Source organism: Acinetobacter sp. V102_4, assembly GCF_031799005.1.
GTDB lineage: Bacteria > Pseudomonadota > Gammaproteobacteria > Pseudomonadales > Moraxellaceae > Acinetobacter > Acinetobacter calcoaceticus.
Genome location: NZ_JAVQNR010000051.1, coordinates 243,049 through 268,422 on the forward strand (window position 1 = coordinate 243,049; position 25,374 = coordinate 268,422).

The 25,374-nt window shown below is 35.0% G+C and carries 25 protein-coding genes and 1 pseudogene; 8 read left to right on the top strand and 18 right to left on the bottom strand.

Features of this window, described 5'->3' with window-relative positions:
- Nucleotides 1-315: 315 nt before the first annotated feature.
- The 10 genes from RMB13_RS16895 to RMB13_RS16940 all read right to left on the bottom strand — a co-directional run bounded on the left by RMB13_RS16895 (nucleotide 316) and on the right by RMB13_RS16940 (nucleotide 8,209).
- On the bottom strand, nucleotides 316-1,101 hold the full coding sequence (locus tag RMB13_RS16895; RefSeq protein ID WP_311085864.1) for a 3-hydroxybutyrate dehydrogenase: 786 nt from the start codon (nucleotides 1,099-1,101) through the stop codon (nucleotides 316-318).
- A 34-nt stretch (nucleotides 1,102-1,135) separates the two neighbouring features.
- Nucleotides 1,136-2,557, bottom strand: a complete 1,422-nt coding sequence (locus RMB13_RS16900; RefSeq protein ID WP_311085865.1) for a GntP family permease — start codon at nucleotides 2,555-2,557, stop codon at nucleotides 1,136-1,138.
- Between the two features lie 462 nt (nucleotides 2,558-3,019).
- Nucleotides 3,020-3,436, bottom strand: coding sequence for a hypothetical protein (locus RMB13_RS16905; RefSeq protein ID WP_311085866.1), 417 nt, complete (start codon nucleotides 3,434-3,436; stop codon nucleotides 3,020-3,022).
- Between the two features lie 243 nt (nucleotides 3,437-3,679).
- Complete coding sequence (locus RMB13_RS16910) at nucleotides 3,680-4,018, bottom strand: hypothetical protein (RefSeq protein ID WP_311085867.1); 339 nt, start codon at nucleotides 4,016-4,018, stop codon at nucleotides 3,680-3,682.
- A gap of 420 nt (nucleotides 4,019-4,438) precedes the next feature.
- Entirely contained in the window at nucleotides 4,439-5,098 is a 660-nt protein-coding gene (locus RMB13_RS16915) for a YajG family lipoprotein (protein ID WP_311085868.1), read from the bottom strand.
- 181 nt (nucleotides 5,099-5,279) lie between these two features.
- Nucleotides 5,280-5,696 carry a TonB family protein gene (locus RMB13_RS16920; protein WP_311085869.1) on the bottom strand — a complete coding sequence of 139 codons (417 nt, stop codon included), beginning with the start codon at nucleotides 5,694-5,696 and terminating at the stop codon, nucleotides 5,280-5,282.
- Nucleotides 5,697-5,782: 86 nt separating this feature from the next.
- Nucleotides 5,783-6,697, bottom strand: coding sequence for a TonB family protein (locus RMB13_RS16925; RefSeq protein WP_311085870.1), 915 nt, complete (start codon nucleotides 6,695-6,697; stop codon nucleotides 5,783-5,785).
- 299 nt (nucleotides 6,698-6,996) lie between these two features.
- The gene (locus RMB13_RS16930) at nucleotides 6,997-7,185 is read right to left on the bottom strand and encodes a hypothetical protein (RefSeq protein ID WP_311085871.1); all 189 of its coding nucleotides are present in this window, start codon (nucleotides 7,183-7,185) and stop codon (nucleotides 6,997-6,999) included.
- A 50-nt stretch (nucleotides 7,186-7,235) separates the two neighbouring features.
- The gene (locus tag RMB13_RS16935) at nucleotides 7,236-7,562 is read right to left on the bottom strand and encodes a hypothetical protein (protein ID WP_311085872.1); all 327 of its coding nucleotides are present in this window, start codon (nucleotides 7,560-7,562) and stop codon (nucleotides 7,236-7,238) included.
- A 245-nt stretch (nucleotides 7,563-7,807) separates the two neighbouring features.
- Nucleotides 7,808-8,209, bottom strand: a complete 402-nt coding sequence (locus RMB13_RS16940; RefSeq protein ID WP_311085873.1) for a J517_1871 family lipoprotein — start codon at nucleotides 8,207-8,209, stop codon at nucleotides 7,808-7,810.
- A 230-nt stretch (nucleotides 8,210-8,439) separates the two neighbouring features.
- On the opposite strand from RMB13_RS16940, the gene RMB13_RS16945 reads away from it, so the two are divergent.
- From RMB13_RS16945 to RMB13_RS16970, 6 genes are all read left to right on the top strand, one after another.
- Complete coding sequence (locus RMB13_RS16945) at nucleotides 8,440-8,829, top strand: hypothetical protein (protein WP_311085874.1); 390 nt, start codon at nucleotides 8,440-8,442, stop codon at nucleotides 8,827-8,829.
- A 116-nt stretch (nucleotides 8,830-8,945) separates the two neighbouring features.
- Nucleotides 8,946-9,827 carry a LysR family transcriptional regulator gene (locus RMB13_RS16950; RefSeq protein WP_311085875.1) on the top strand — a complete coding sequence of 294 codons (882 nt, stop codon included), beginning with the start codon at nucleotides 8,946-8,948 and terminating at the stop codon, nucleotides 9,825-9,827.
- Between the two features lie 245 nt (nucleotides 9,828-10,072).
- Nucleotides 10,073-10,777, top strand: coding sequence for a CoA transferase subunit A (locus RMB13_RS16955; RefSeq protein WP_045432483.1), 705 nt, complete (start codon nucleotides 10,073-10,075; stop codon nucleotides 10,775-10,777).
- A gap of 1 nt (nucleotide 10,778) precedes the next feature.
- Nucleotides 10,779-11,420: a 3-oxoacid CoA-transferase subunit B gene (locus RMB13_RS16960; protein WP_311085876.1), complete on the top strand. Its 642-nt coding sequence runs from the start codon at nucleotides 10,779-10,781 to the stop codon at nucleotides 11,418-11,420.
- Nucleotides 11,421-11,536: 116 nt separating this feature from the next.
- Nucleotides 11,537-12,946, top strand: coding sequence for a TIGR00366 family protein (locus RMB13_RS16965; protein WP_311085877.1), 1,410 nt, complete (start codon nucleotides 11,537-11,539; stop codon nucleotides 12,944-12,946).
- 65 nt (nucleotides 12,947-13,011) lie between these two features.
- Nucleotides 13,012-14,184, top strand: coding sequence for a thiolase family protein (locus RMB13_RS16970; protein WP_311085878.1), 1,173 nt, complete (start codon nucleotides 13,012-13,014; stop codon nucleotides 14,182-14,184).
- Nucleotides 14,185-14,232: 48 nt separating this feature from the next.
- Here the strand turns inward: RMB13_RS16970 and RMB13_RS16975 are convergent, their stop codons facing one another.
- The 4 genes from RMB13_RS16975 to RMB13_RS16990 form a co-directional block, all read right to left on the bottom strand.
- The gene (locus RMB13_RS16975) at nucleotides 14,233-15,126 is read right to left on the bottom strand and encodes a LysR family transcriptional regulator (protein ID WP_003651675.1); all 894 of its coding nucleotides are present in this window, start codon (nucleotides 15,124-15,126) and stop codon (nucleotides 14,233-14,235) included.
- 243 nt (nucleotides 15,127-15,369) lie between these two features.
- Nucleotides 15,370-16,263: a LysR substrate-binding domain-containing protein gene (locus tag RMB13_RS16980; protein ID WP_004642755.1), complete on the bottom strand. Its 894-nt coding sequence runs from the start codon at nucleotides 16,261-16,263 to the stop codon at nucleotides 15,370-15,372.
- 546 nt (nucleotides 16,264-16,809) lie between these two features.
- Nucleotides 16,810-17,031 (bottom strand): hypothetical protein, encoded by a 222-nt coding sequence (locus RMB13_RS16985; protein WP_080028261.1) that lies wholly within the window; start codon nucleotides 17,029-17,031, stop codon nucleotides 16,810-16,812.
- Between the two features lie 111 nt (nucleotides 17,032-17,142).
- Nucleotides 17,143-17,325 carry a hypothetical protein gene (locus RMB13_RS16990; RefSeq protein WP_311085879.1) on the bottom strand — a complete coding sequence of 61 codons (183 nt, stop codon included), beginning with the start codon at nucleotides 17,323-17,325 and terminating at the stop codon, nucleotides 17,143-17,145.
- A gap of 413 nt (nucleotides 17,326-17,738) precedes the next feature.
- On the opposite strand from RMB13_RS16990, the gene RMB13_RS16995 reads away from it, so the two are divergent.
- Nucleotides 17,739-19,157, top strand: coding sequence for an aspartate ammonia-lyase (locus RMB13_RS16995; protein WP_081407550.1), 1,419 nt, complete (start codon nucleotides 17,739-17,741; stop codon nucleotides 19,155-19,157).
- Nucleotides 19,158-19,213: 56 nt separating this feature from the next.
- Here the strand turns inward: RMB13_RS16995 and RMB13_RS17000 are convergent.
- A pseudogene (locus RMB13_RS17000) lies at nucleotides 19,214-21,425 on the bottom strand (TonB-dependent siderophore receptor).
- Nucleotides 21,426-21,952: 527 nt separating this feature from the next.
- Here RMB13_RS17000 and RMB13_RS17005 point away from each other — a divergent pair.
- Nucleotides 21,953-23,239 (top strand): MFS transporter, encoded by a 1,287-nt coding sequence (locus tag RMB13_RS17005; RefSeq protein WP_004642750.1) that lies wholly within the window; start codon nucleotides 21,953-21,955, stop codon nucleotides 23,237-23,239.
- Nucleotides 23,240-23,277: 38 nt separating this feature from the next.
- Here the strand turns inward: RMB13_RS17005 and RMB13_RS17010 are convergent, their stop codons facing one another.
- From RMB13_RS17010 to RMB13_RS17020, 3 genes are read right to left on the bottom strand one after another with little or no spacing between them, the layout of a single operon-like run.
- Nucleotides 23,278-23,559, bottom strand: a complete 282-nt coding sequence (locus tag RMB13_RS17010; RefSeq protein ID WP_311085880.1) for a gamma-butyrobetaine hydroxylase-like domain-containing protein — start codon at nucleotides 23,557-23,559, stop codon at nucleotides 23,278-23,280.
- Nucleotides 23,543-24,538: a HEAT repeat domain-containing protein gene (locus RMB13_RS17015; RefSeq protein WP_311085881.1), complete on the bottom strand. Its 996-nt coding sequence runs from the start codon at nucleotides 24,536-24,538 to the stop codon at nucleotides 23,543-23,545. Before RMB13_RS17015 ends, RMB13_RS17010 begins: the two co-directional genes overlap by 17 nt.
- On the bottom strand, nucleotides 24,535-25,374 hold the full coding sequence (locus tag RMB13_RS17020) for an ABC transporter ATP-binding protein (protein WP_311085882.1): 840 nt from the start codon (nucleotides 25,372-25,374) through the stop codon (nucleotides 24,535-24,537). The genes RMB13_RS17015 and RMB13_RS17020 overlap by 4 nt, the downstream gene beginning before the upstream one ends.

Below are 25,374 nucleotides of genomic sequence, written 5' to 3' on the forward strand. Positions count from 1 at the left end.
ACCTAGCTAATAACTAATTGCTAAAAAAGCAACTTGTATGCCAATTAATATCCTTTAATTGACGAATTTTCCTGAAAAATATCTAATCAAGAAAGAGAGTAAAGATTACTTTCTCATACTCTATTAAATTTTAAAATTGGAAATAAGTTAAATACCTTTAAAGTATAATTTCATACCTTAACAAACTTATTTTATTGGATTTTTTATAAGCAACTATAGTTGAGATAAATCATCGTTTTGAACACTAAACTTACATATCTTTTATTTATAAAAAACCGCTTATTAAAGAATAAGCGGCTTTTATAAAACTCTAAATTATTGTGCGGTATAACCACCATCCATAACCACAGCCTGACCCGTTACCCCACCTGCTTTGTCACTCGCAAGGAAAATTGCATAATCAGCAATTTCTTCAACAGATAACAAACGTTTTTGAGGAACCATTGCCAGAATTACATCTTCAAGTGCGCTGTCTAGACTCACATTACGGGTTTTAGCCAAATCTGCAATTTGACCGCGAACCAATGGTGTATCTACATAACCTGGGCATAAGGCATTTACCGTAATACCGTCACGTGCACATTCTAATGCGGCAACTTTTGTCAAACCGATTAAACCATGCTTTGCGCTGTTATAGCCTGCTTTACCTGCAAAGCCAATCAAGCCATTAATTGAAGCCATATTAATAATACGGCCCGATTTTTGAGCTTTCATGATTGGGAAAACATGTTTAATACCAATAAACGAACCAGTAAGCATGACTTGAACTAGCTTTTGAAAAACAGCGGTTGGAAACTCTTCAATAGGTGCAACGTGTTGAAAACCAGCATTATTAATTAAGATATCTACAGTGCCAAAGGTCTGTTGAGTTAACTCAATTGCTTGTTTATAAGCTTCTTCATCAGTTACGTCACATGGTGCAGATAATGCTTCAAAGCCTTGTTCTGTTAGCAACTTTGCCGTTTCTTGGCACTTTTCAGCATTCATATCAGAAATGACAACTTTTGCACCTTCTTGAGCAAATTTCTTAGCAATCTCTAGACCGATCCCGCTTGCAGAGCCTGTAATAAAGGCTACTTTTCCGTCTAAAAGTTTAGTCATCTATTTACTCCTTAATATTTTTAACTTATTGGTATTAAACAATACCAGTCACTGTAAAGACCGTAATCACCACAAATACCGCTAACGTTTTAATTACTGTGACTGCAAAAATATCCTTATACGACTGTTTATGGGTTAAACCTGTAACAGCAAGTAAGGTAATCACAGCACCATTATGCGGAAGTGTATCCATACCGCCCGATGCCATAGCAACCACACGGTGCATGACTTCTGGTGGAATACCTGCTACTAAAATCGCGGCGTTATAGTGTTCAGCCATCGCACTTAGAGCGATACTCATACCACCAGAAGCTGAACCAGTAATACCCGCTAAAACTGTCGTGGTTACCGCACCATTTACCAATGGATTTGTGAAGGTACTGCTCATTGCATGACTAATCAGGGCAAAGCCCGGTAATGATGCAATAATTGCACCGAAACCATATTCAGAAGCTGTATTCATCACTGCTAAAAGGGAGCCGCCAATACTGGCATTAATCCCCTCTTTAAAGTTGGTCACTACGCGTTGATAATCAAATAAAATTGCAGCAATAATTCCGACAATAAGTGCTAAACCAACAGCCCAGATTGCCCCAGTTTTTGCAACATCAACGGTGTAATCGGCTAAACCTACAGTGGCAAAATCAAAGCCATTTGGATACCACTCTTTAATTGCTTTAGACAAATATTTGTTCATTACTGCAACAAGAATGAGAGGTACAAATGCTAAAAACTGACGAGCTGTACTTCCATTATTTTGCATAGATATATCGGCTTCAATTTCTTGAGACGACGTATTGTCTACTCCAAAACCAGAAAAGCCTTCACCCGCTTTTGCAGCAGCACGACGGCGCCACTCCAAATAAGCTAAACCTGCACATAAAACAAAAATAGCGCCAATAATCCCTAAAAATGGTGCGGCATAAATATTGGTACCAAAGAATGTAGTTGGAATAACGTTTTGGATTTGCGGCGTACCTGGCAATGCATCCATGGTAAATGTGAATGCACCAAGCGCGATGGTTCCAGGAATTAAGCGTTTTGGAATATTAGCTTGTCTAAAAAGCTGGTTTGCAAAAGGATAAATTGCAAAGACTGCAACAAATAAGCTGACACCGCTATATGTTAAAATTGCACCTAATAACACAACGGTTAAAATCGCTTTTTTTGCCCCAATCCATCTCACAATAGTTCGAGCGATAGATTCGGCAATTCCAGACATTTCAACGACTTTACCGAAAATTGCCCCGAGCAAAAATACAAGAAAGTAATCTTTAATAAAGTTCACCATTTTGGGCATGAAAACACCCGAATAAAACGGTAAAACATTGGCTGGGTTAATGAGTAAAACCGCGAGTAAGGCACAAATTGGTGCCATGAGAATGACAGAAAAGCCCTTGTAAGCTGTGTACATTAACAGCCCAAGCGAAAGTAGAATTACAAATAATTCCCACATATATTCTTTGCTCCTTAAAGAATAAATATTAGGTTTAAAATTACCAAAAGATATTTAGGTTATCCCAAACCTATAATGATAAAAATCAAAATATCTATGCGTGGTAATAGGTAAATGTGCCTAAAAATAAAATATCACTAAAATATTTAAAAACAATGTAATTTATTTAAATATTTAAATAACCATAAATTACATATAGTTATTAAATCCAATTGGTAAAATTTAATTATTTAAAAATGCTATTATTTTATAAAACTTATTAATTATTGAGTAAATTAAATTAATATCTCTACATTATTTAAGAAAGGCAATTAAATAATATATTTTTTAAAATAATTTAATAAATATTTCTCAGCTAAGATCAGTAATCTTTTATAAGTAATAAAAAACCCACCTAATGACGAGTGGGTTTAATTAAAATTTAATATTACTCGACTGCCTTAGACACAGGCTCTTACGCTTTTATTTCATTCGAGTCAGTCTTAAATTAAAGTCAGATGGGAGTAAAATTCGATACTCTATCTCAGCCTCAGGTTTAACTTCAGTTTCTTGTGAAGTTGAAATATTTGGGCACATCCCTCCACCTGTTTCTAACCTAAAGATATAATATTTAGGCTCAAGATAAATAGTAGCTATTTCATTTGAACGAATTGAGAATACTTTTTCGTTATTAATATAAATATCATGACTACAGCCAGAACCTAAAAAACCTTTATCTCTTAAAAAAGTAACTTTTGCTTGTTCAGGAGTGTGTTTCTTTAAATAGTTCTGATCGTATACTCTCTCATTAGGTACTGGCTTGGCTGTATTTGAAGCAACTGGAGCTGTTGAACACCCAATTAAACCCAGAACTAGTCCTAAAAAAATAATCTTTTTCATGAAATTATCCATTTTAATAGTGAGTAAAATTTAACAGTTCAGAAAATGAAAAACTACCCAAAGGTGGTCTAAGTAATTTATTTAGTATTTAAAGATTTCTACACTTATAAGGATATTCACCTTCGTGTGCAGCATTCTGTGAATCAATAACAAGACCAGATGTGATTCTCGCACCATCTTTACTTTCCTCGAGGCAATAAGAAACCCACTCATTGAGTAGGTTTGTTCAATTAAATTTTGAGATTAAATAGCCTCTATGAGGATGTATTTTCCTTCATAGAAGATGGCTTCGGTACCTGTTTCTTTTAATTTGCAATAAATCGCAATTGGATGTGTCAGTTTTTTATTTTCGTCACTAGGAACATGTGTAATTCCAGATAAAAAATTTGAATTATCATTTTCTAAATTCCACGAGGCACCTTTGTCTTTATGCCATTTGCTATTTGGATATTTAGAATCTAACCATTCAATACATTGCTTCATTGTTGAAAACTTTTTTGTTTCCTCTTTTTCAATTTTAGATGCTGCGCTTACAGAGGTTCCAAACGTTAAGAATAAAGCTCCAATTAAAGTTTTTCTCATAAAATTACCCTTTATTATTAATAATTAAAATTTAAGAGCTTAAGGTATAAAAAAAAACCACCCTTAGGTGGATTAGTTTTTAGGAAGAGTTTTGTTAATTTCGCTACTGGCAGTTTCATGAATTTTTAATAAGTTGAAACTTTCATAGTTAGCCAAAATACAAAAAAGCAGAGCGACTATCAAAATTAGGGTGATCTTATTCATTTCATTTTGCCTTAAATGATTTTAATTTTTTTAATCTCGAAATGGTACATGAAAATACTATCAAAACCTTAATTGTTAAGAATCTACCACAATTTATTACAAAAGCTGTTAGTAATACTTAATGGCAATGCAATTAGCGAATCAACAACAATAAGACATAAAAAGCACCCTAGGGTGCTTTTTAAACTTAAATATATTCAAGGATTTAAATAAAAACTACTGACTTTGCTTAGAAAGCTCAATAATCAACTTTTCCTCGTAGTCATTGAGCACTTTGTCAATATTCTCTACCCATTTCGACTCGTTCGCTACCTGTGCTGATCTAGTTACCTTGCTATAGATTTTAAATGGTGGGCGATTAGGGTGTTTGGCATCTAAAATTTCGGTATCAATTTCAGAATTGATTTTGATTGAGGCAAATCCAGGCTGGAACCATGACCAAAATTTATTAATTTTAATATTGAGTATCAGATCGGCATTGGCTTCATTAGTGGTGTTATTAGCAAGAACTTTGTATCCCGACTGCTGCAATGCTTCAGAAACACGTTTATCAACCAAATGCGATACAGTCTCATCCTTTAAAAGGATATCCCCTAAAGCCTTTCCATATCCATTTCTTTTACGAGCAACAGCTCGGGCTTTTTCTTCTGCTGTTGCATTAGATTGCTCACCTTTTAAAGATGGAATATCAGCTGATGCGGGTTTATCTTGAAATTTTCGATCATCCTCAACCTTCACTATAATCGATTTGCCTTGTGCTACTATACTTTGGGATTGATTTAGTTTTTGACCTTGAGGTATTTCAATTAAGCCCCTTGATGTTGCACACCCAACTAAACTTAAAGCAATTAAACTTGTAGCCAATATTTTCATCATGAGTTTTTAACCGTTTGTTATAAAGTTCACACAATTTAACAAATTATTTACTAAATGTCACATAAAGAAATACTCAGCTACATGGTTTAAAAATTTATATAATTATTTAAAGACATGTGAATAGCCTTTCCTTCTATTAAACAAATAAATTATTTTTTTATGAAAACTTATTAATATTAGACTAGTTCTCAAGTGTAAATAGCAGAGGTAGAGTTACATCGAAACGAACATGTTTTCCATTTATTTTATAAGGCTTCAATCTAGCTAACTTGACAGAATTGATTGATTTTTGATCGATCTCTGCTAATCCAGAGCTTCGATTTAAAACAACCTCTGTAATTACTCCCCGTTCATCAGCTTTAACATCTAAAACCACAAGTCTATTTCTTCCTGCAAGCTCTGCTCCCGAAATAGTAAGCGATGGGGCTTTGAACCAATAAACTTTAAATGATTCAGGAACCTTATGGTAAGAATTTTTTGAATCAAAATTTGGAGGAATTTTAACATCTAAATCTAAGTTTCTATTTAAACTTTCTACAGGTTTACTTGCACACCCCAATAAAATAAAGAACAAGCTAGTTAAAATAATCTTTTTCATAAAAGTAACCAATTTAATAATAAGTAAAATTTAACAGCTCAAAAAAAACACTAATGAGTTCTTTATTTTAAATTAATATCAAATAACTATGTTGCCTTAAAGCTAATTGATAAGTTTCTTGCTATTTTTCTAATATCAGTATTTTCAGGCAAAGTAAACGGAATTGATTTTTTAATCGCTCGCTCAATACTTAACTTAAATTCTTTAGAGACTTCATTCAAAAATATTATTTGATTTATCTCACCTTTATCCGTTAATAAAATCCTAACTCTTGCACTAGTTCCCGCTGAGTTAGGAGGAACATCCCAAGCTTTAAAAATTTTTAACTGGTACTCCTTTTTATATCTTTCAGCTTCACTTGAGGTAATAGATGAGGGAAAATTATAAGCAACAGTTTTACGAATAGGATAAGGTTTTCCATTAACATTTAATGGAAAAAATTTTGCATGTTCACGAAATTCATCAAGCACGAAATTATCTAATTTAATAAGCCCACTACTTTTTTGAATTTCAGCTCTAGTTAGAGTTCCGTTCACATCAGCTTCTGTAAAAATAGATACTGATCTATTTTGACCATACAGATCTTCGTCATTTACTTTTATTTCCGGATAGACCTCGAATTCAGGTTCTCTAGATGCTTCTAAGTGGAAGGGTTGTACAAATCTGACTGGATAGAAAACTCCATTTTCTTGATAAGGTGAAAATCTAGCATTTTCCACTGCGATTATTAACTTTAAATCTAAACTCTTAATTCCACTACTTTGCAATAATTTAACTGCTGTAATGTTACCCCCTATATTAGTTTCTGCCGCTATCACAACATTTCTATCATATCCTTGTAAGTCATTATTGCTGATCATAATACTTGGTGGTTGAATCCATTTAATCTTTTGATAAGGTAATTCTTTAGTATTTGTAGTGTTTTGCGCATATACATTTAGTGCAAAGCAGAACAAAAAACTTAAGATAAATTTTATTAAAATTTTCATAATTAATTTCATTTAATCCTAATTAATCTAGGTCCATATATTTTAACTAGAAAATATAAACCACATTTAAATAGCTTAAAAGCTATCCAACAGTACAAATTTTGCAAACAACTCAATTAATTTAAGAAGGCTATCTTAATAGACTTATTTTCTTATTATTCATAAAATTTTCGCTATCTCAAAAATGTATTCTATCAAACTTACTAAATAGACTACTCCAATACGTTACCAATAATTACCTTTAACAAATGATGATGCAGTAAGTAGGTTTTACAGGTCTAATACTTTAAAGGTAAGAATCTAGTATCTGCCTAATCCATTTCAGCTTCTTTTATACGGCTCAAGATGTAGTTAATTACGTCTTGTTGCCCTAGATTGAAGGCTGTCTGTGTTGGTGAGTCTTTATTGAAAGGAAGCTTAGTATGGAATAGCTCTATTAGCTCATTCAATAATTGTAATTCTTCACCATCACTAAAGACATTGTTGTATTTGTTATTCACTGTCCATTGCTCCTATGATTTGATCAGGAGTCGTATTCTTAGCTTGATCCTTAGATAGCTGTTCCAATATTAAGACTTATAAATAGAGTCACAATATTTAATACAACTTTCTCTACAGGTTCTGTGAATAAACTAATAAGAGGAAAAAAGGCTATAAGTAAATGTAACTTTAAGGCTGTTTTCACCTTAAAACCTACAGCGGTCTTAGTATTATAGTAACCGATCCAAATGACTATAAGGATGGCTGCTGCGTAGAAAATTGCCATAGCAATGTTACGTGGAAATATCATCCTCGCTAACCCGCCAATCAATGCACTAACGATAGTTTGTACAAAGAATACTAGACCAAAAGCAATCAAAATATATTTTAAGTTCATTTTTTTAAGTTTTAAAGATATTAAAAAACAATTATATATCAACAATATTATACAAATAAATATAATATTTAGATGAAGTCCAATCTAAGAGAGAAGAAAATATAATTACAAATGCGGAAAAATCATTTCAAAAGCTACAAGTAGAAAATTTGACTTCGTGAAATATGAAATACCTATCAACTTCTGCACCAGCATTCCTAACATTTCATCATGTCAACACCTCTGTTTACTTACAAGATAGTTATCTATAATTCTTTGGCACACTTCAATGATGCTGCCTTTAAGTCATTATCGGCTTTGTAGACCATATTTGAATTGGAGGCACTTAACGTTATTCTAGATTCGAGTATATCTTTGTTTAGAAGCTTCACTTCTAGAGTCATACCATTTTGAATGTAAATCATATTATTTGCATACTTAACTTTGTTGAATACAACATGCCCATTAGTATCGTCACAAAGTATTCCATTGCCATCTGAATCAAGTTTTATTGTTGATATGCTTGGGCCGATCGAAATCGTCCATATACCTGACACTGAAGGTGTTGAAGGTTGTACTTCACTAAATTTATTATTAATCATTTGAGTAGAGGGAGTTACACACCCACCAAATAAAATCACTACTCCTAATAAAATTATCTTTTTCATTAAATTACCCACTTTAATAATAATTAAAATTTATCAGTTCTAAAAATGAAAAACCACCCGAAGGTGGTCTAAGTAATTTACTTAGTATTTATTACTCTCACATTTCAGTTTTTACTATTAAATTAAGACTAGCTTTATATTGAGATATAGTTTTTTTTGAAAAACAGTATTTATTTAATCTTTGTTATTCAATAGAATACCCTTATAAAGGCTTGATAAGAAAACAAAATATGATGTGGGTTAAATTTGTATTGTACCCTCTGGGCATGTTTCTACTGTGGCAAATTATTTTCATAATTACGCAACTCTCTTTAACATATCTAAATATGCCACAAGTCCTTGTAGCTATACTTTCATTGATCATAAATTGCGGTATGCAAATTTTGATTGGATATAAAATTCCTCAATTAGCACCGAAATATAAATTTGTAGCGAGTGTTACATACATCATCATCTTCACCTTTCTATTAGCAATTTATTCAACAACTATTTTATTAGAAGGTTTAAAAGTTGCGCCTCAAGTAATTTGGTTAGGTCATTTATTTTTCCATGGAGTTGGGATGGCTCTATACTTTGCAAACAACAGAGATGAATTTTGTTGGGAAAATTTACTAAAGTAGTTGAGTCGCTTGTCCGCTCATTTCTTTTTCTTAATTTTTTGTCAAAAAACATCTTATTAGACAAATTTTCGTATAAATTACAGCACTAGGCGGGAACAGTAATCTAAAGGAACGAAATGACGCTTAAACAACTAAAAGCTTTTTTGGCTCTTGCTCGTACGCTCAACTATGCCAATGCCTCTTTAGATTTACATCTTAGCCAGTCCGCTTTAAGTCTCACTATCAAAAGTCTAGAAGAAGAATTAGGTGGGAAACTATTTAACCGTAATACACGCCGTGTTGAACTTACTCAGGAAGGTAAATCACTTATTCCCTATGCAAAAAAATTAATTGCCAATTGGGATGAAATGGAAAATGATGTTAAACAAAGGTTTAAGCTTAATCGTGGAACCTTAAGTATTGCCTCTATGCCATTTGTGACTCATGCAATTTTGCCTAAAGTCATTCATGAGTTTTTGAGCCTCCACCCAAACCTTAATTTTTCAATTCATGATATTCCTAATGAAACCATCATCGAAAAAGTACAGGATGGTATTTTTGAGCTTGGCCTATGTTTTGAGCCAGATCTCACTGAAGGTTTAGAGTTTAAACCGCTTTTTGAAGAAGATTTTTTAGCTCTATTACCAAAGACTCATCCCCTTGCACATGCTTCGTCAATTACTTGGCAACAGCTTTGTTCTAACCCATTTGTCACTTTGCAAAAACCTTCGATTGTTCGTTATTTAGTTGAGCAAAATTGTTTACGAAATAATATAACTCTCGATTTGAAAGTTGAATGTCATCAAATTTCATCACTTTCAAGTTTTGTTGCTTATGGAATTGGAGTAAGTGCAATTCCAAGACATTTTGCGTCTCACATTGATAAAGAACACAATGTATTAATTGAGCTACAAGACGAAGCTATTCATAAAACAGTTGGAATTGTCTACAAAAAGAACTTTGAAATTTCAAATATTTCAGCTCAATTTATTGAGGTATTGCTTCAATATAAATTTTAAAAAATTAAATACTGTATTTTAGGATGAGCTAAGCTTACGGCTAAGGTGAATTTCTTAATTATTATAAATTTCAATGCTATGAAATGATTTTTTTAAGATTTTTTACTTTTGTGCTTCTTATCTTTTGTTGTTAATTTGATGCGATTCATTGATTATACTTATTAATCCTTTTAAAAAATTAACTTCTATAACATAAAACTAGATGCTAAAACTAAAACCACTAAGGGATATAGGATAACAATAGAATGAATAAAGTTTATGCCAATGCAGAGGCAGCACTGAAAGATGTTATTGCAGATAATCAAACACTTGCCGTTGGCGGTTTTGGTTTATGCGGAATTCCAGAAAAACTGATTGTTGCAGTTAAGCAAAGTGGTGTGACTGGTCTCACTTGTATTTCTAATAACGCAGGTATAGATGACTTTGGCTTAGGTATTTTGCTACAAACCAAACAGATTAAAAAAATGATCTCGTCTTATGTTGGTGAAAATAAAGAATTTGAGCGTCAGTATTTAAATGGTGAACTTGATGTAGAACTCACCCCACAAGGTACTTTAGCTGAAAAGTTACGTGCTGGTGGTGCGGGAATTCCTGCATTTTATACTCAAACTGGCGTAGGTACACTGATTGCTGAAGGTAAAGAAGAACGTACCTTTAAAGGCAAAAACTACATTTTAGAAGAATCTTTAACAGCCGATATAGCACTTGTTAAAGCATATAAAGCCGATAAAGCGGGTAATTTAGTTTTCCGTAAAACTGCTCAGAACTTTAACCCTGAATGTGCAATGGCTGGAAAAATTACAATTGCTGAAGTTGAACAGGTTGTTGAAATTGGTGAATTGGATCCGGATGAAATCCATTTGGCGGGTATCTATGTAAATCGCATTGTACTTAATGCATCACCTGAAAAACGCATTGAGCATAAAACTTTAAGCACGGAGGCAGTATAAAATGGCTTGGTCACGCAATGAAATGGCACAACGTGCTGCAAAAGAACTTGAAGATGGTTTTTATGTCAATTTGGGTATTGGCTTACCTACCCTAGTTGCCAACTATATTCCTGAAAATATTAATGTTTGGCTTCAATCTGAAAACGGTTTATTGGGTATTGGCGAGTTTCCAACTGAAGAAACTGTTGATGCCGACTTAATTAATGCTGGTAAACAAACGGTTACTGCTCGCCCTGGCGCTGCTTTTTTCTCAAGCTCAGCGTCATTTGCCATGATCCGTGGCGGCCATGTAAACATTGCAATTTTAGGTGCAATGGAAGTTTCCGAAAATGGTGATTTGGCTAACTGGATGATTCCGGGTAAGAAAGTCAAAGGTATGGGCGGTGCAATGGACTTGGTTGTTGGTGTCCAAAAAGTTGTTGTTCTTATGGAACATTGTGCAAAAGACGGTACGCCAAAAATTGTAAAAAACTGTAGTTTACCTTTAACAGGTAAAGGCGTGGTCCACCGCGTAATTACTGACTTAGGTGTAATGGACATTACCCCGCAAGGTGTTGAACTGATTGAACTTGCTAAAGATGTCACTCTAGAACAGATTCAAACTGTTACAGGCGTCGAATTCTATAAAACCTTAGTTGCTTAAATTTTAATTTTTAGTTAGCCAGACAAGACTTAAGCTAGAGAGTGAGCTTAAGTCTTAGCCCTTTTAAGCACCGGATGTGCTGTCAACGAATAAGAACGAGAAGGATTTTTTCAGCTATGCAAAAACAGCAAGGAATTTTTGAAAGATTTGCCCTTCGGATTAGTGACTGGTCTGAAAAGTGGTTTCCAGATTCATATATTTTTGCACTACTCGGCGTCATTATTGTCTCTATTGCCGCTTTGGGTATTGGTGCCCCAATTCAAGATGTAGCGACCTCATTTGGTAATGGTTTTTGGAGTCTTATTCCATTTACTCTGCAAATGACCATGCTAATTATTGTGGGTTATGTCGTTTCCGTATCTAAGCCCATCAAATTTCTGATTCAAAAAATGGCACGTATTCCAAATTCTGGGCGTGGTGCTATTGTTTTAGTTGCGACCGTCAGCTTATTAATTTCACTGGTTAATTGGGCAGTAAGTACGATTCTTACTGCGCTTCTAGTGATCGCATTAGCGAAACGTAAAGAACTCAATATGGATTATCGTGCTGCCGCCGCAGCTGCGATTATTGGTATGGGTGCAACTTGGGCGTTGGGAATTAGTTCGTCAGCAGCACAACTTCAAGCGAATAAAAGCAGTTTGCCTGAGTCGATTTATAATTTGACTGGTGTTATTCCATTTACCGAAACGATCTTTCTTTGGCAATCAATTGCGATGACCATTATTTTAGTGATTGTTTCAATCGCAATCGCATATTGGTCAGCTCCAAAAGGTAATAACGTTAAAACGATTGATAGTTTTAATGTGCAATTTGAAGAAGAAAAGCCACATGAAGACAAATCTACCCGTCCGGGTGACTGGTTAGAAAACTCGCCTATTTTAACGATTATTGTGGTGGCTTTAGGTTTAATCTGGATGTTTTTTGAATTTTCAAAAAGTAATCCTATCATTGCCATTTCAAGTCTAAACACCTACAACTTTGTCTTTTTAATGCTAGGTCTAGCATTACATGGAACGCCACGAAACTTTTTAAATGCTGTTGCAAAGGCAGTTCCAGCTGTATCAGGCATTTTAATCCAGTTCCCGTTGTACGGAAGTATCGCGTTTATTATGACGCAAGCTTTAAACAGTCAAGATTTATCGCTGTCGCATTATGTTGCCGAATTTTTCGTTTCAATCGCTTCAAAAGAAACTTTTGCAATTGTGATGGGAATTTACTCTGCCATACTCGGGTTCTTTGTACCTTCTGGCGGTGGAAAATGGATCATTGAAGCCCCATATGTCATGCAAGCGGCAAATGATTTAAAAGTTCATTTGGGCTGGTCAGTACAAATTTATAACGCAGCTGAAGCTTTACCAAATTTAATCAATCCATTCTTCATGCTTCCAATGTTGGGTATTTTGAAACTAAAAGCAAAAGATGTGATTGGTTTTACAGTCACTCAGCTCGTCGTGCATTTTCCTTTAGTTTTATTTTTATTGTGGTTTTTTGGAAGAACGCTTAGTTACACCCCACCTACTTTTTAATTTACTGGCGCCTTTAGTTTCGGCTAGAGGCAAATTTAGCAAATACACCAATAAGAGATATTAAGATGAGTTCAATTGTTATAGTTTCAGGTAGTCGTACTGCAATGGGCGGTTTTCAGGGCAGTTTATCCTCTTTAACAGCTCCAGAGCTTGGTGCAGCAGTAATCCGTGAATCGATTAAACGTGCAGGTGTTGCACCAGACCAAGTAGATGAAGTTATTTTTGGTTGCGTACTGAGCGCAGGTATAGGCCAAGGACCAGCTCGTCAAGCTATGCGTAAAGCTGGTGTACCCGATCATGTAGGTGCAGTCACCATTAATAAACTGTGTGGCTCTGCAATGAAAGCTGTATTAATGGCATCAGATACCTTAAAAGCAGGCAGTGCTAACATTATTGTTGCGGGTGGCATGGAGTCTATGAGTAATGCTCCATATATTTTGCCCAAAGCTCGTGGTGGTTACCGTATGGGACATGGCGAAATTAAAGACCATATGTTTTTAGATGGTCTTGAAGATGCTGAAACTGGCCGCTTAATGGGTTCTTTTGCTCAAGACATGGCGAATACCAAAGGCTTTACACGTGAGCAAATGGATAATTTCGCGATTTCTTCACTTAAAAAAGCGCAAACTGCGATTACAGAAGGTTACTTCAAAGAAGAAATTGTTCCTGTTGAAGTAAAAACACGTAAAGGTGTTGAAGTTGTTGATCAAGATGAACAACCATTAAAAGCGAATCTTGAGAAAATCCCAACTTTACGCCCTGCTTTTAGTAAAGACGGTACAATTACAGCGGCTAACTCAAGCTCAATTTCTGATGGTGCTGCTGCATTAGTACTCACCACTGAAGAATATGCTCAATCTCATGGTTTAAATACTTTAGCAAAAATTGTGGCGACTTCTAGTCATTCACAGCATCCAAGCGAGTTTACAATTGCTCCAATTAGCGCAATTCAAAAAGTACTTGAGCGTGCTGGTTGGTCTGTTGACGAGGTAGATGCTTGGGAAATTAATGAAGCTTTTGCAATGGTCGCAATGGCGCCAATTCATGAGCTCAGCATTGATGAAGCAAAAGTAAATGTACATGGCGGTGCGTGTGCTTTAGGACACCCAATTGGCGCAACTGGTTCAAGAATTATCCTTTCTCTTATCTATGCTTTAAAACGCCTAGGTAAAAAGAAAGGTGTTGCTGCACTATGTATTGGTGGCGGTGAAGCTACAGCGGTCGCAATTGAAATCTAAAAATCAAACCACACAGAAGATGTAGGAGTTTTTCTTACATCTTCTTTTTTAGACTTTAAAAAGTTCATAACAGGTTTGGCGGAACCATTTATGGCTACTTTTATGATGACAAGACATATGCCAATGTTGTTTAACATCATAAGTTGGGAAGTCGAGAGGTGCCGGTAAAATCTGTAAATTTTCTCTGACTAATAAGACTTGGCTCAAATAATACGGTACGGTTGCAATCGCATCTGTCTCTTGAACGACTAAACCCACCCCTAGATAACTTGGTAAGCGGATTAGAATATTTCTATCCAATCCTTTGTTCTGTAATTCATTTTTAATGTGGTAGTGACCGATTCCTGCATCAATATCGATATGATATTCCCGCATATAATCATCTAAAGTAAAATTATTTGGGTCTAACCGAGGATGGCTCTTTGAGCTAATCACCACATAATGTTGTTTGAAAAACTTTTGTTGATAAAAGCCTTCTTCTAATTGAGGTAAAAAGCCAATTGCGAGGTCAATTTCACCATTTGCCATTTGATAGCTAGTTTCTGGTGTAATCGGCCGAATATTCAAACGAATTAAAGGAGCTTTCTCTTTTAAATAGTTTGTTAATTGCGGCAATAAGACCAGATGAGATACATCGGTCATCGCAATAGTAAAAAGTTGATCCGAAGTAAGTGGGTCAAAGTTCACACTAAAGTTGTTAATACTTTCAACTTTATCAATCACTTCACTAATGAGCGGAAAAATTTCTTTAGCTAATTCGGTTGGAATCATCTCATTCCCAACACGAATAAAAAGTGGATCATTAAAATGCTGACGGATTTTGTTCAGTCCATTACTAACACTCGGTTGGGTAAGACCAATAGCATCAGCAGCCATTGAAACGCTTTTAAACCGATAAATATGATAAAAAATATTTAGTAATCTACTATCTAGATCAAACAAAATTGTCTCCGTCTGGATCAAATAATCCATTCAAAAGGAATGAAAGCAGGTACAGCATATATAAAAATGCTCACTAGATTTCTGAATTATTGATATATGGTCTAAATTAACAAAGAATCTAGACCATGAGCAATGCTTTATAAAGCCTTTCGTCATAAAGACAAAGGGATGGGCACTTTAATTGATTACTTTGTATGTAAATATGTTGAATACAATACATATCCTTATAAGTTTTTATAAATTTTAATCAGGCTGAGTTTGGAAGCCCTTCCAGATTTGCTGGACTGCTTTGTTATCACTCAAATTATTTTTAAAAATGTAAATATCTTGAGGAAGACAATATTCATGATGATCCAACATGACCAGTTTTCCGTTAGCAAGATCTTCCTCTACATTAATTTTTGGAATCCATGCCACCCCTAGGCCTTGCAACACCAGCTCTTTCAAATTAGTTGCATTATCAGTCTCGTATAAGGTTTTATAAATTAGTTTACCTTCGATCAGTTGGTCCACCAATTTTCGCAAATACGCATGTTTACTGTAAGCAAGCAATGAAAAATTATTCTGAATTGTATGCTTAGGCGTATGGTCGGCTTCGGTAGCTGATACAGGAACAATCTCTGTTTCCGCAATCTTGATTCCGCTTAAAATATCATCGCCAACACGATTAATATGAGATCGGTCTGCATAACAAATCATAAAATCACAGGCACCCTCTTTTAAAAGAGATAAACCCTCACCACTATTGGTCGCTACAATTTCGATTTTTAAATCACGCATAAACGTTGGAAATTTTTTCAAAAAAGTCGTTAAAAAACCAGAAGCTAATGAATGAACAACACAAAAACGAATAGTAGATTCGGTTTCATTTTTAATATTTTTAATCAGCTTAGCGGTCTCTTCCACCTGCTTTTCAATATTTTTAGACATAACCAGCATAATTCGCCCGATGTCTGTAAATTCAATATTATTTTTATTATTTCTAATAATAACTTCAGCTCCTATCATCTCTTCTAATTGCTGAATTCTACGCGTAAAAGCAGATTGACTAATAAATCGCTTTTCGGCTGCCTTTGAAATAGAACGCTCACGCTCTAATGTCAAAAGATCTTCTACCCAACGTACTTCTAAGTTCATTTTATGCATTCCCTTTTTATATTTATGTCCTTAATTTGTCTTGTTGGGAAGCTTGATAAATAGCTGAATAGATGAATGAAAAATATAAAACATGGGAGTACCTGCAAAAATGCGATGGAAGAATGGCAAGGCCAAACGATAAAAGTATGTATTTAATAATTCTGACATAGAAAAGAGTGTAAGAGAATAAAAGACTTTGATTTAACTCATCAACTCATACAAATATAAAATTATTGCGGTAAAAATTATTTAAAATCAATAATTAATTTAAACATAACCTAAGTAAATGAACACTTCAATCTTAATAAAAAATAAAAATAATCTTATGTTTTCATCATGTTTTTAATTTTGATAAAAAAAGTCCGTACCTTGGGGAAGAATACGGACTGTAAAACTAAAATGTTACTATTTTGATTATTTCAGGATTTAAGCTTTCTGACCTAATAAAATCATTCAAATCAGAAGATATATTTGCAGTATAATTCAACTAAATAAACCTGACTATTCTACTAAAGTATCTATCCGAGATTGAGCTGAAACAAATTTCTAATATTCACCAATGAGATAATATAGCTTTCTTGAAATTTCAACCATCATATTAGAAGTATATTGAGTGATTTCAAAAACTTGCTTTTTCTGTGGGTTAAACACCATATTATCTTTTTCATCGCTAAAAAAGATATAAGTGGTGTATTTGTCCATTTGATGGATATGCTCTTTTAAGCTTACTTTTTCCCCAGAATTGGGATCATAGGCGATAAACTTCATTCTCATGAATTTTGTCTCTATACATACGGTCTTTTACCTAAAGTTTAATAAAATTTAGGTAAAACAATATTTTGATGGATAATGTAAAATAGTTAGGCTGAGTAACCGTGGCTATTTATAAGATATTGCTACGATACTATTTGCCTTGTTTACAGAGGTTTCCGCAGAAGCAATAGATTGCTCGGCTTCTTTAAGCAGACGAGAAGTTTTTGACTCTCTCTTCACTTCACCCTGAAAAAGTACATAGTATGTAAAACTACCCAAAATAATTAATGCAGCTGTGACTTTTAACATAAACTTAAAACTAAGATTTTTTCGTATTATAGTGCTTTTTATGTGAAATGCATCACATTTTTATATAAATTTGTTAGATAAGCTACACTCTTTGTGCTATTAGCCTCGTTAATTTACTTGATATTTCATTTAAATTAATGAGTATAGAATTTTGCATTCAATTATTTTTTAATTATATGACCATTTGGGTCATCAGAGAATTTTTGCATATTAAATTTATCTAAACAGTAAACTGTTAATTTAAAAAATAAAATTCACATTTAATTAGTGCAGGAAAAAGAATTTTTTATTTTTAGATTTGGAAAAAAAGAAAACTGATATGCAAAAAATGCATAATTAACTTGATAAATGCATTAGAAGTGAAGCATTTCGAAATCTAATATGAATTATCTACTCTACTAATTCGAAGTTTAATGATGAACGCTGAAATTACCACCCGTATTGAGAAGGATCTTATTGGTTATAGAGAAATCAACAATAATGATTATTACGGAGTTCAAACATTACGTGCTCTAGAAAACTTTAACTTAACCCAAAGCAAAGTGGGAAATTTCCCTCATTTAATTAAAGCATTAGCAATGGTAAAGCTTGCTTGTGCTGAAGCGAATCATAATCTTAAAAGCTTAGATCAAACTAAATTTGAAGCAATTGAATATAGTTGTAATCAACTTATTCGTGGTAATTTTCACGATCAATTCCCGATCGATATGTTGCAAGGTGGTGCTGGCACTTCAACCAACATGAATGCAAATGAAGTATTGGCGAATGTTGCTTTAGAATATATGGGGCATGCAAAAGGCCAATATCAATATTTACACCCTAATAATGATATCAACATGTCACAGTCTACAAATGACGTGTACCCTACTGCAATTCGTTTAGGCTTATTATTAAATTTAGACGAATTGAATCTCCCTTTTAATAACTTAATTTTAAGTTTCCGTAATAAGTCTCAAGAATTTGCTCACATCTTAAAAATGGGTCGTACTCAGTTGCAAGATGCTGTACCAATGACATTGGGTCAAGAGTTTGGAGCTTTTGCAGTAACCTTACAAAAAGATCTTGAGCAAATTAATACGCTTATTCCAAATGTTCTGGCTTATATGAACCTTGGTGGTACAGCGATTGGTACGGGCATTACCACTGAATATAGTTACCGTGAACTTGCGATTCAAGCGCTTGAAAAAATTTCTGGTAAGAAAATTAAGTCTGCTCCTGACTTAATCGAAGCAACTTCAGATATGGGTGACTTTGTTCTTTTATCTGGTTTATTAAAACGCACGGCAACTAAACTTTCAAAAATTGCTAACGACTTGCGTTTACTTTCAAGTGGTCCACGTACTGGTATCAATGAAATTAATTTAGAAGCACGTCAACCTGGTAGTTCGATCATGCCGGGTAAAGTAAACCCAGTTATTCCTGAAGCAATGAACCTCGCTTGCTTCCAGATTATTGCAAATGATTTGGCTGTAACTTTAGCTGCTGAAGCAGGTCAACTACAATTGAATGCAATGGAACCACTTATTGCATTCAAACTATTTGAATCTATGGATTTGCTTGGTAACGCAATGGCAATGTTCCAAAGTAAATGTATTGATACGATTACGGCGAACCCTGAACATTGTAAAGCTTTAGTTGAAAACTCAATTGGGATTGTGACTGCACTTAACCCATATTTAGGTTATGAAACTACAACTCGTATTGCTAAAACTGCAAACGAAACTGGACAAAGTGTATTGGCATTAGTTCAGAACGAAGGCTTATTATCGGCACAAGTGCTTGATGATATCTTGTCGATTAATAATATGGTTAAACCAAAAATGTCGGCTTAATTCCTGAAATAAAAAAGGAGCTTTTATAAGCTCCTTTTTTATTTGTCTTATAAATTTTAAAAATTAAAAGTTGTAGAGAATTGAGCTGTACGAGGATTACCCAAGAATAGATAGTCATCCCCCATAAATGCCCCAACATCACGCCAATATTTCTTATTAAATAAGTTGTCAATATTGAATCTAAACGTCGTGTCATGCCCAGCAAAATTTGTTTTATAGGCAGCACCAATATTAAAGACGCTATATCCGCCTACTTTTGCAGTTGCCTCTTTGTTTGCATATTTACTACTATATTGTATGCCACTTAACAGTCTTAAACCTTCAACTGAAGGTACTTTATAAGATAACTGAGCAGTTGCCCGTAATTTTGGTATATTTTGAGTTTGGTGGCCTTTATAACTGTCAGTATCAACATCAACAAGGCGAGATTTGGTATAGGTAATACCTGAGCTTACGTCGAGTGTATCTGTTAAGGCACCGGTCAGGCCTAATTCAATACCTTGGTTGTGTTGTTCGCCCTGTTCAATAAAATCGAAAGTTCCATCAGTATTTACTTTGCTATATTGATTGTCTTGTTTTAAATCAAAAATAGCTGCTGTTACCAAGAAGTTGCGTATTTGTTGCTTAACACCAATTTCATATTGTTCAGAATTTCTAGGTGATAATATCTGGGGACCAGTGTCATACATGACATTGTTTGTATACCAAGGTGCTTCACCACCATCTGATAATCCTTTGGCATATGAAGCATAAAGATTAGTCTTAGCAGTTGGGCTATACATAAGCGCTAATTGCGGTAAAAACTTATTTAAATCGGTATCTCGGCTTTGCTGACCATCTGGCTTATAGGCTTGCTCGTCAAGATGAATAAGTTTTCCACCCAATAAAGTTGACCATTGATCATTAAATTGAACTCGGTCAGATATGGTGAAAGCAGTCTGCTTGCTTTCTATAGCTTTAAAGCGATTGCCTAATTTTTCAGGTGGCATTTTAAAATCTGATGAATCAGTATAAATATTGCCAATTTCATTCTCAATAAGTTGATTACTCGGATCATAACGCTTCAGGTTTTTACGTGTATTTTGCAATTCAAAAGCTACCTGATGCTGAATATTGCCAGTATTGAATTGACCATTTAACCCAGCAGCAAATTGGTTGGTAATACGTGTGTCATCTGGACTACGATAGTCATAAAGATCATAGTTGCCATCTTTATCGAATACCGCGAGTGGATTACCCGATGAGTAATAACTTCCATAAGGAAACACAATATAATCATCAATTACAACACGGCTTTGCGAGGCACTTAAGCTGCCGTTCCATTGATCGTTAAAAGCATATTGATATTTCAAACTTGCATTTACGCTGTTATTAACAACAGGTTTACTCCAAGACTGATAACCCAATAAACGGTCTTCATCAACATTTGTTGGTACTTGCCCATCAAGCAGTTGATACCCCGGAACTGAGCGTTGGCTTTGATGCTGAGCTTCAATATCAAACAGTAGTTTAGAGCGATCATTAATTTTCCAATCTAAAGCAACTGAACCAAACTCACGTTTACCATTTGCATGATCAACATTTGGGTGAATACTTTCATGGGCTAAATTAATTCGATATCCAAATTTATCATTCAAAAAGCCGCCTACATCCGTTGCAAGTGTATAACCACCTTCTGAATTTGCATCGACGGTAACGCTCTTAACATCGACAGGTCGTTTGGTTACATAGTTGACAACACCGCCTGGAGTCGACATTCCACTTTGAATTGCAGAAATCCCTTTTAAAATTTCTACTCGCTCTTTGTTTTCTAAAGCAACGTTTTGTTCACCACGAATGTTATGGCCATTAATAAGATAACTTGAACCTAAATCGAGCGAAAAACCACGAGCTACGAAATTAGGGTAATAACCAATTGCAGCATAGCCATCTCCTAACGATGAATCATTCTTAACAACATCGGTCAGTGTTTTTGCGTGCTGATCGGCCATGCGTTCAGATGTAATTGTTGTGATAGATGCAGGAATCTTTTTTATATCGCCTGTTTGAAAACCAGATAAATTAACTTTTTTTGAGGAATACAAATCGTCAGTGTTTTGGGTAGCGTTCACGGTAATTGTAGGTAGTTGAGAAACCTCCGCTTCATTTGCATAGACAACAGACGTCATCAGTGCAATAGATGATGCTAATGCTGTTTTAGAACATGTAATGAAGTGAAGATTTAACGAGTGTCTGTCCATTGAATAACTACCTGCCCATACCGTGCATAATATAAGTATGCTAAAAGTCGGAGATCTTCCATATTTTTTAGCCTCGAAAGAATACAGTGACACATATCGAGAAACAACAAATTATGTAATTTTCAGATCAAGTAAATTTTATGTAATAAAGCGTCATCATTATATGAATTTCATTTATTTTCTTTGAAATTGGTACTATAACTTTTTAAGTATTACCAAATAGTCAAAATAAAACTAAGCTCAAAATAAGCTTAAAACCAAGGAGGAATACAATAAAGAATATGGTTGATGAATTACATATTTGATTTTAAATAAAGTTTGTGGTGCATGATCTTCTAACCAAATTAAGGAAATGTTCGATAATCGATAAAAATATCTTTAAATCGAACAAAAGATCATACAATCACTAGAATGGAAATTTAAAATTATAAAAAATGCATGGAGAGGAATTCTAAGGTAAGTACTCAGGATTGAGTGATATTTAAAAACTCATGCGATTTCCTGTTCAGTACACCTAAAAATTTCTATTTTTTTCTGCTAACTGACGGAATATATATGACATACACTAAGGAAGAAAAACGTAGCAGAATACGCGGTATTGTTGGTGCGGCGTCTGGTAACCTTGTTGAATGGTTTGACTTTTATATCTATGCAGTCTTTGCTGCTTATTTTACACAAGCCTTAACTGCACCCGATATGGATAGTTCGACCAAAGCTATTTATGTCTGGGGTGTATTTGCTGCAAGTTTTTTCATGCGTCCTATTGGTAGTTGGATATTCGGGCGCATTGCAGATCGACATGGTCGAAAAAAATCAATGGTCATTTCTATTTGCTTAATGGCATTGAGTTCCTTCTTATTTGCTGCCTTGCCTACCTACGATCAAGTCGGATTATTTGCTCCTTTTCTTTTACTCGTTGTGCGCTTACTTCAAGGTTTATCTGTAGGTGGTGAATATGGCGCCGTAGCAACCTACATGAGTGAATTAGGATTAAAAGGCCAACGTGGTTTTTACTCCTCTTTTCAATACGTCACACTCTCTGGTGGTCAATTACTGGCAAGTTTGCTCGGCGTAATTTTATTAGCATTTTTAAGTGAGCAACAATTACATGACGGCGGTTGGCGTATTCCGTTTGTTATCGGTGGTTTTGCTGCAATTTTATCTTTACTTGCTCGTAGTCGTTTGGAAGAAACCCTTTCTCATCAAGATAGTGAACGTGAAGAGTCTGGTAGCTTAAGAGAGCTCTTTAAAAAACATTGGAAAACCTTTTTATTGGTGGTTGGTTATACATCTGCTGGTTCATTAACTTTTTATGTTGAAACTGTTTATTCAAAAACCTATTTAACTAACTTAGGTATGGATGGAAAAACCGTTGGTTATATTATGACCTTCGCGTTATTTGTCTATATGTGTGCTCAACCTGTATTTGGTTCAATTTCCGACCGCATTGGGCGACGTTCTTCAATGCTGGCATTTAGCTTATTATCCGCAATTTTTATCTATCCAATTATGGCGATCGGCATGCCTAATTATATAGATTCTCCGATTATCATTACCTTGCTACTCATTTTTATGATGATGATCTTGAGCTTCTATACATCAATTAGTGGCTTAGTCAAAGCAGAGATGTTCCCTCCTCATGTGCGTGCACTAGGTGTAGGGTTCTCTTATGCGGTAGGTAATGCCATTTTTGGTGGATCGGCACCTTCGGTTGCATTGCAGTTTAAAGCTGCTGGAATTGAAAATACCTTCTTCATCTATGTCATTGTTATGCTTATTATCTGTTTCTTATGTAGCCTTGCGCTTCCGAAAAAACCAGATTATTTAGAACATGACCATTAAATAAATGAGATGCCTTTTGTCCCAAGCAAAAGGCATCTTTAACACTTAACAAAATCTTTTAAGAAAACCCAAGGATAAATTCCTTTGTCATGCCCATCACTAAAGCAGATTTGGGCGCCATATCCTTGATCAAACATTGCGGTAATTTCAACTTCCTGCTGCTCAATTTCTATTTGTTTTATTCGTTTTGATCTGCAAAAACCGCAAGGACAAATTTCTCTAAGATGTTGGTGGCTCAAGCATAGGCTTGAACCATCATTCCATATAAAATGAACTTGTTTATTTAAAATATCTACACGGATATCAGGTCTGGTTTGCATACTTCACCTCACCAATTTGATTTAATCCAATACGAATTGCTTTTCGGACTTCAGGATCAGAATCATGTTGATGCTGCTCTAATAGCATTTGAGCTTCTCGTGTGCCAATTTCCCCAAGTGCTAAAGCTACCTCTTTACGTAAATTGCTAATATCATGTTTAAAATTAACGGCTAAATCTGCAACTGCCAAACTCGATTTTAACAATCCCAAACTGCGTACAGCTGTTATTTGTACTTGCCAGTAAGGATCAACTAATGCCTTAATTAAGGGTGCTTCCAATTCGGAAATACGTAATTTCCCAATAGTTAATGCAGACTCCACTCTTAACTGCCAACTTTCAGCATTTAGTGAATGATTAAGTGCTTGAATCACATCAATTGATAATTTTTTACTATAAGCCAAACCACCTGTTGCAATACGTCGTACTTCGTCATCTATATCTGTTTCAACAATTTTTGCCAATATGGTAATGGCTTGGTCTTGTTGCAACCAGCTTAAAGCACTCACAGCTTCACGGCGTACAAGAATATCTTGATGCTGTACCAAAGCTGATATTTCTACAAAGAATTGCTGCGCTCGTAAAGGTTTTAAAGCTCGTAAGATTGCACTTAGTACAAAAGTGTCTTGATGTTGTAAATATGGTGCAAGTACATCGGCTGATGCAGCTTCTTTGATTTCACTTAAACTCTGGCTCGCTGCGAGACGCACATTAAGATCCGAATCACTTAAAGCCTGAGCCAATGCCTCCAAGCTGACGTGATCCTCCCAGCTTTCTAGTTTTTTTGCGGCCTCTTCACGCACTAAGGCTGATGAGTCATGTTGCAGTGCTGTATGTAACCAAGGTAGTAGATCTGGATTTTCTTCGTCACCGATGTTCATTAAAGTAACAAAACGAACCTTATCATCTGGATGGTTCAACTGCCCGAGAAATTCTTGATTACATTCATCTTGGTCATCTAAAGTTTGATAAAAACTCATTCGTATTCCTTGATTTGTGCTTTCTTTCCAAGCCCTAAAGGGTTTAAGCGGCTTAACTCTTCTTGTTGAGTGGCTTCCTTTAAAGTTTGCATGCAATGTTTTTTAATGGTTGTAAATTCACTACTCGTAACAAGTTCGATATCACGTGGACGTTCAAAATCAAGGTTGATTTCCTCAATAATTCGGCCCGGCCTATGGCTCATAATCAGTACTCGATCTGCCAGAAAAAGTGCTTCATCAATATCGTGGGTAATAAATAAAACCGAAGTTTGAATTTCTTGCCAAATGTCGAGCAATAGCATTTGCATCTTTAAACGGGTTTGCGCATCTAACGCACCAAAAGGTTCATCCATTAATAAGATGCGAGGCTCATTAATAAGTACTCGTGCAATTTCAACTCTTTGCTGCATACCACCTGAAAGTTCAGCTGGAAATTTCTGCTCAAAACCTTTGAGCCCCACCAGATCAATCATTTTCTTTGCCTGATCTATACGGTTTTGTTTACCAACACCCTTCATTTTTAAACCGAAAGCAATATTTTCAAGCACACTTTTCCATGGGAATAACGTATGTTGCTGGAACACTAACCCTCTGTCTGGATGCGGTTCCAGAATAGTTTCATTATCGACCGTTAAAGCCCCTGAACTAATGGGTAAGTGCCCTGCCAAAGCACCTAGTAATGTTGATTTTCCGCAACCTGATGGGCCAAGTAGACAAATAAACTCACCAGGTTGTATTTCGAAATTAACCCGATCTAATGCTTGAAAGCGATTTTTGCCTTGTCCTAAATGTAGAGATAGATTTTGAATGCGCACATGGCCATGTTTAATCGACAT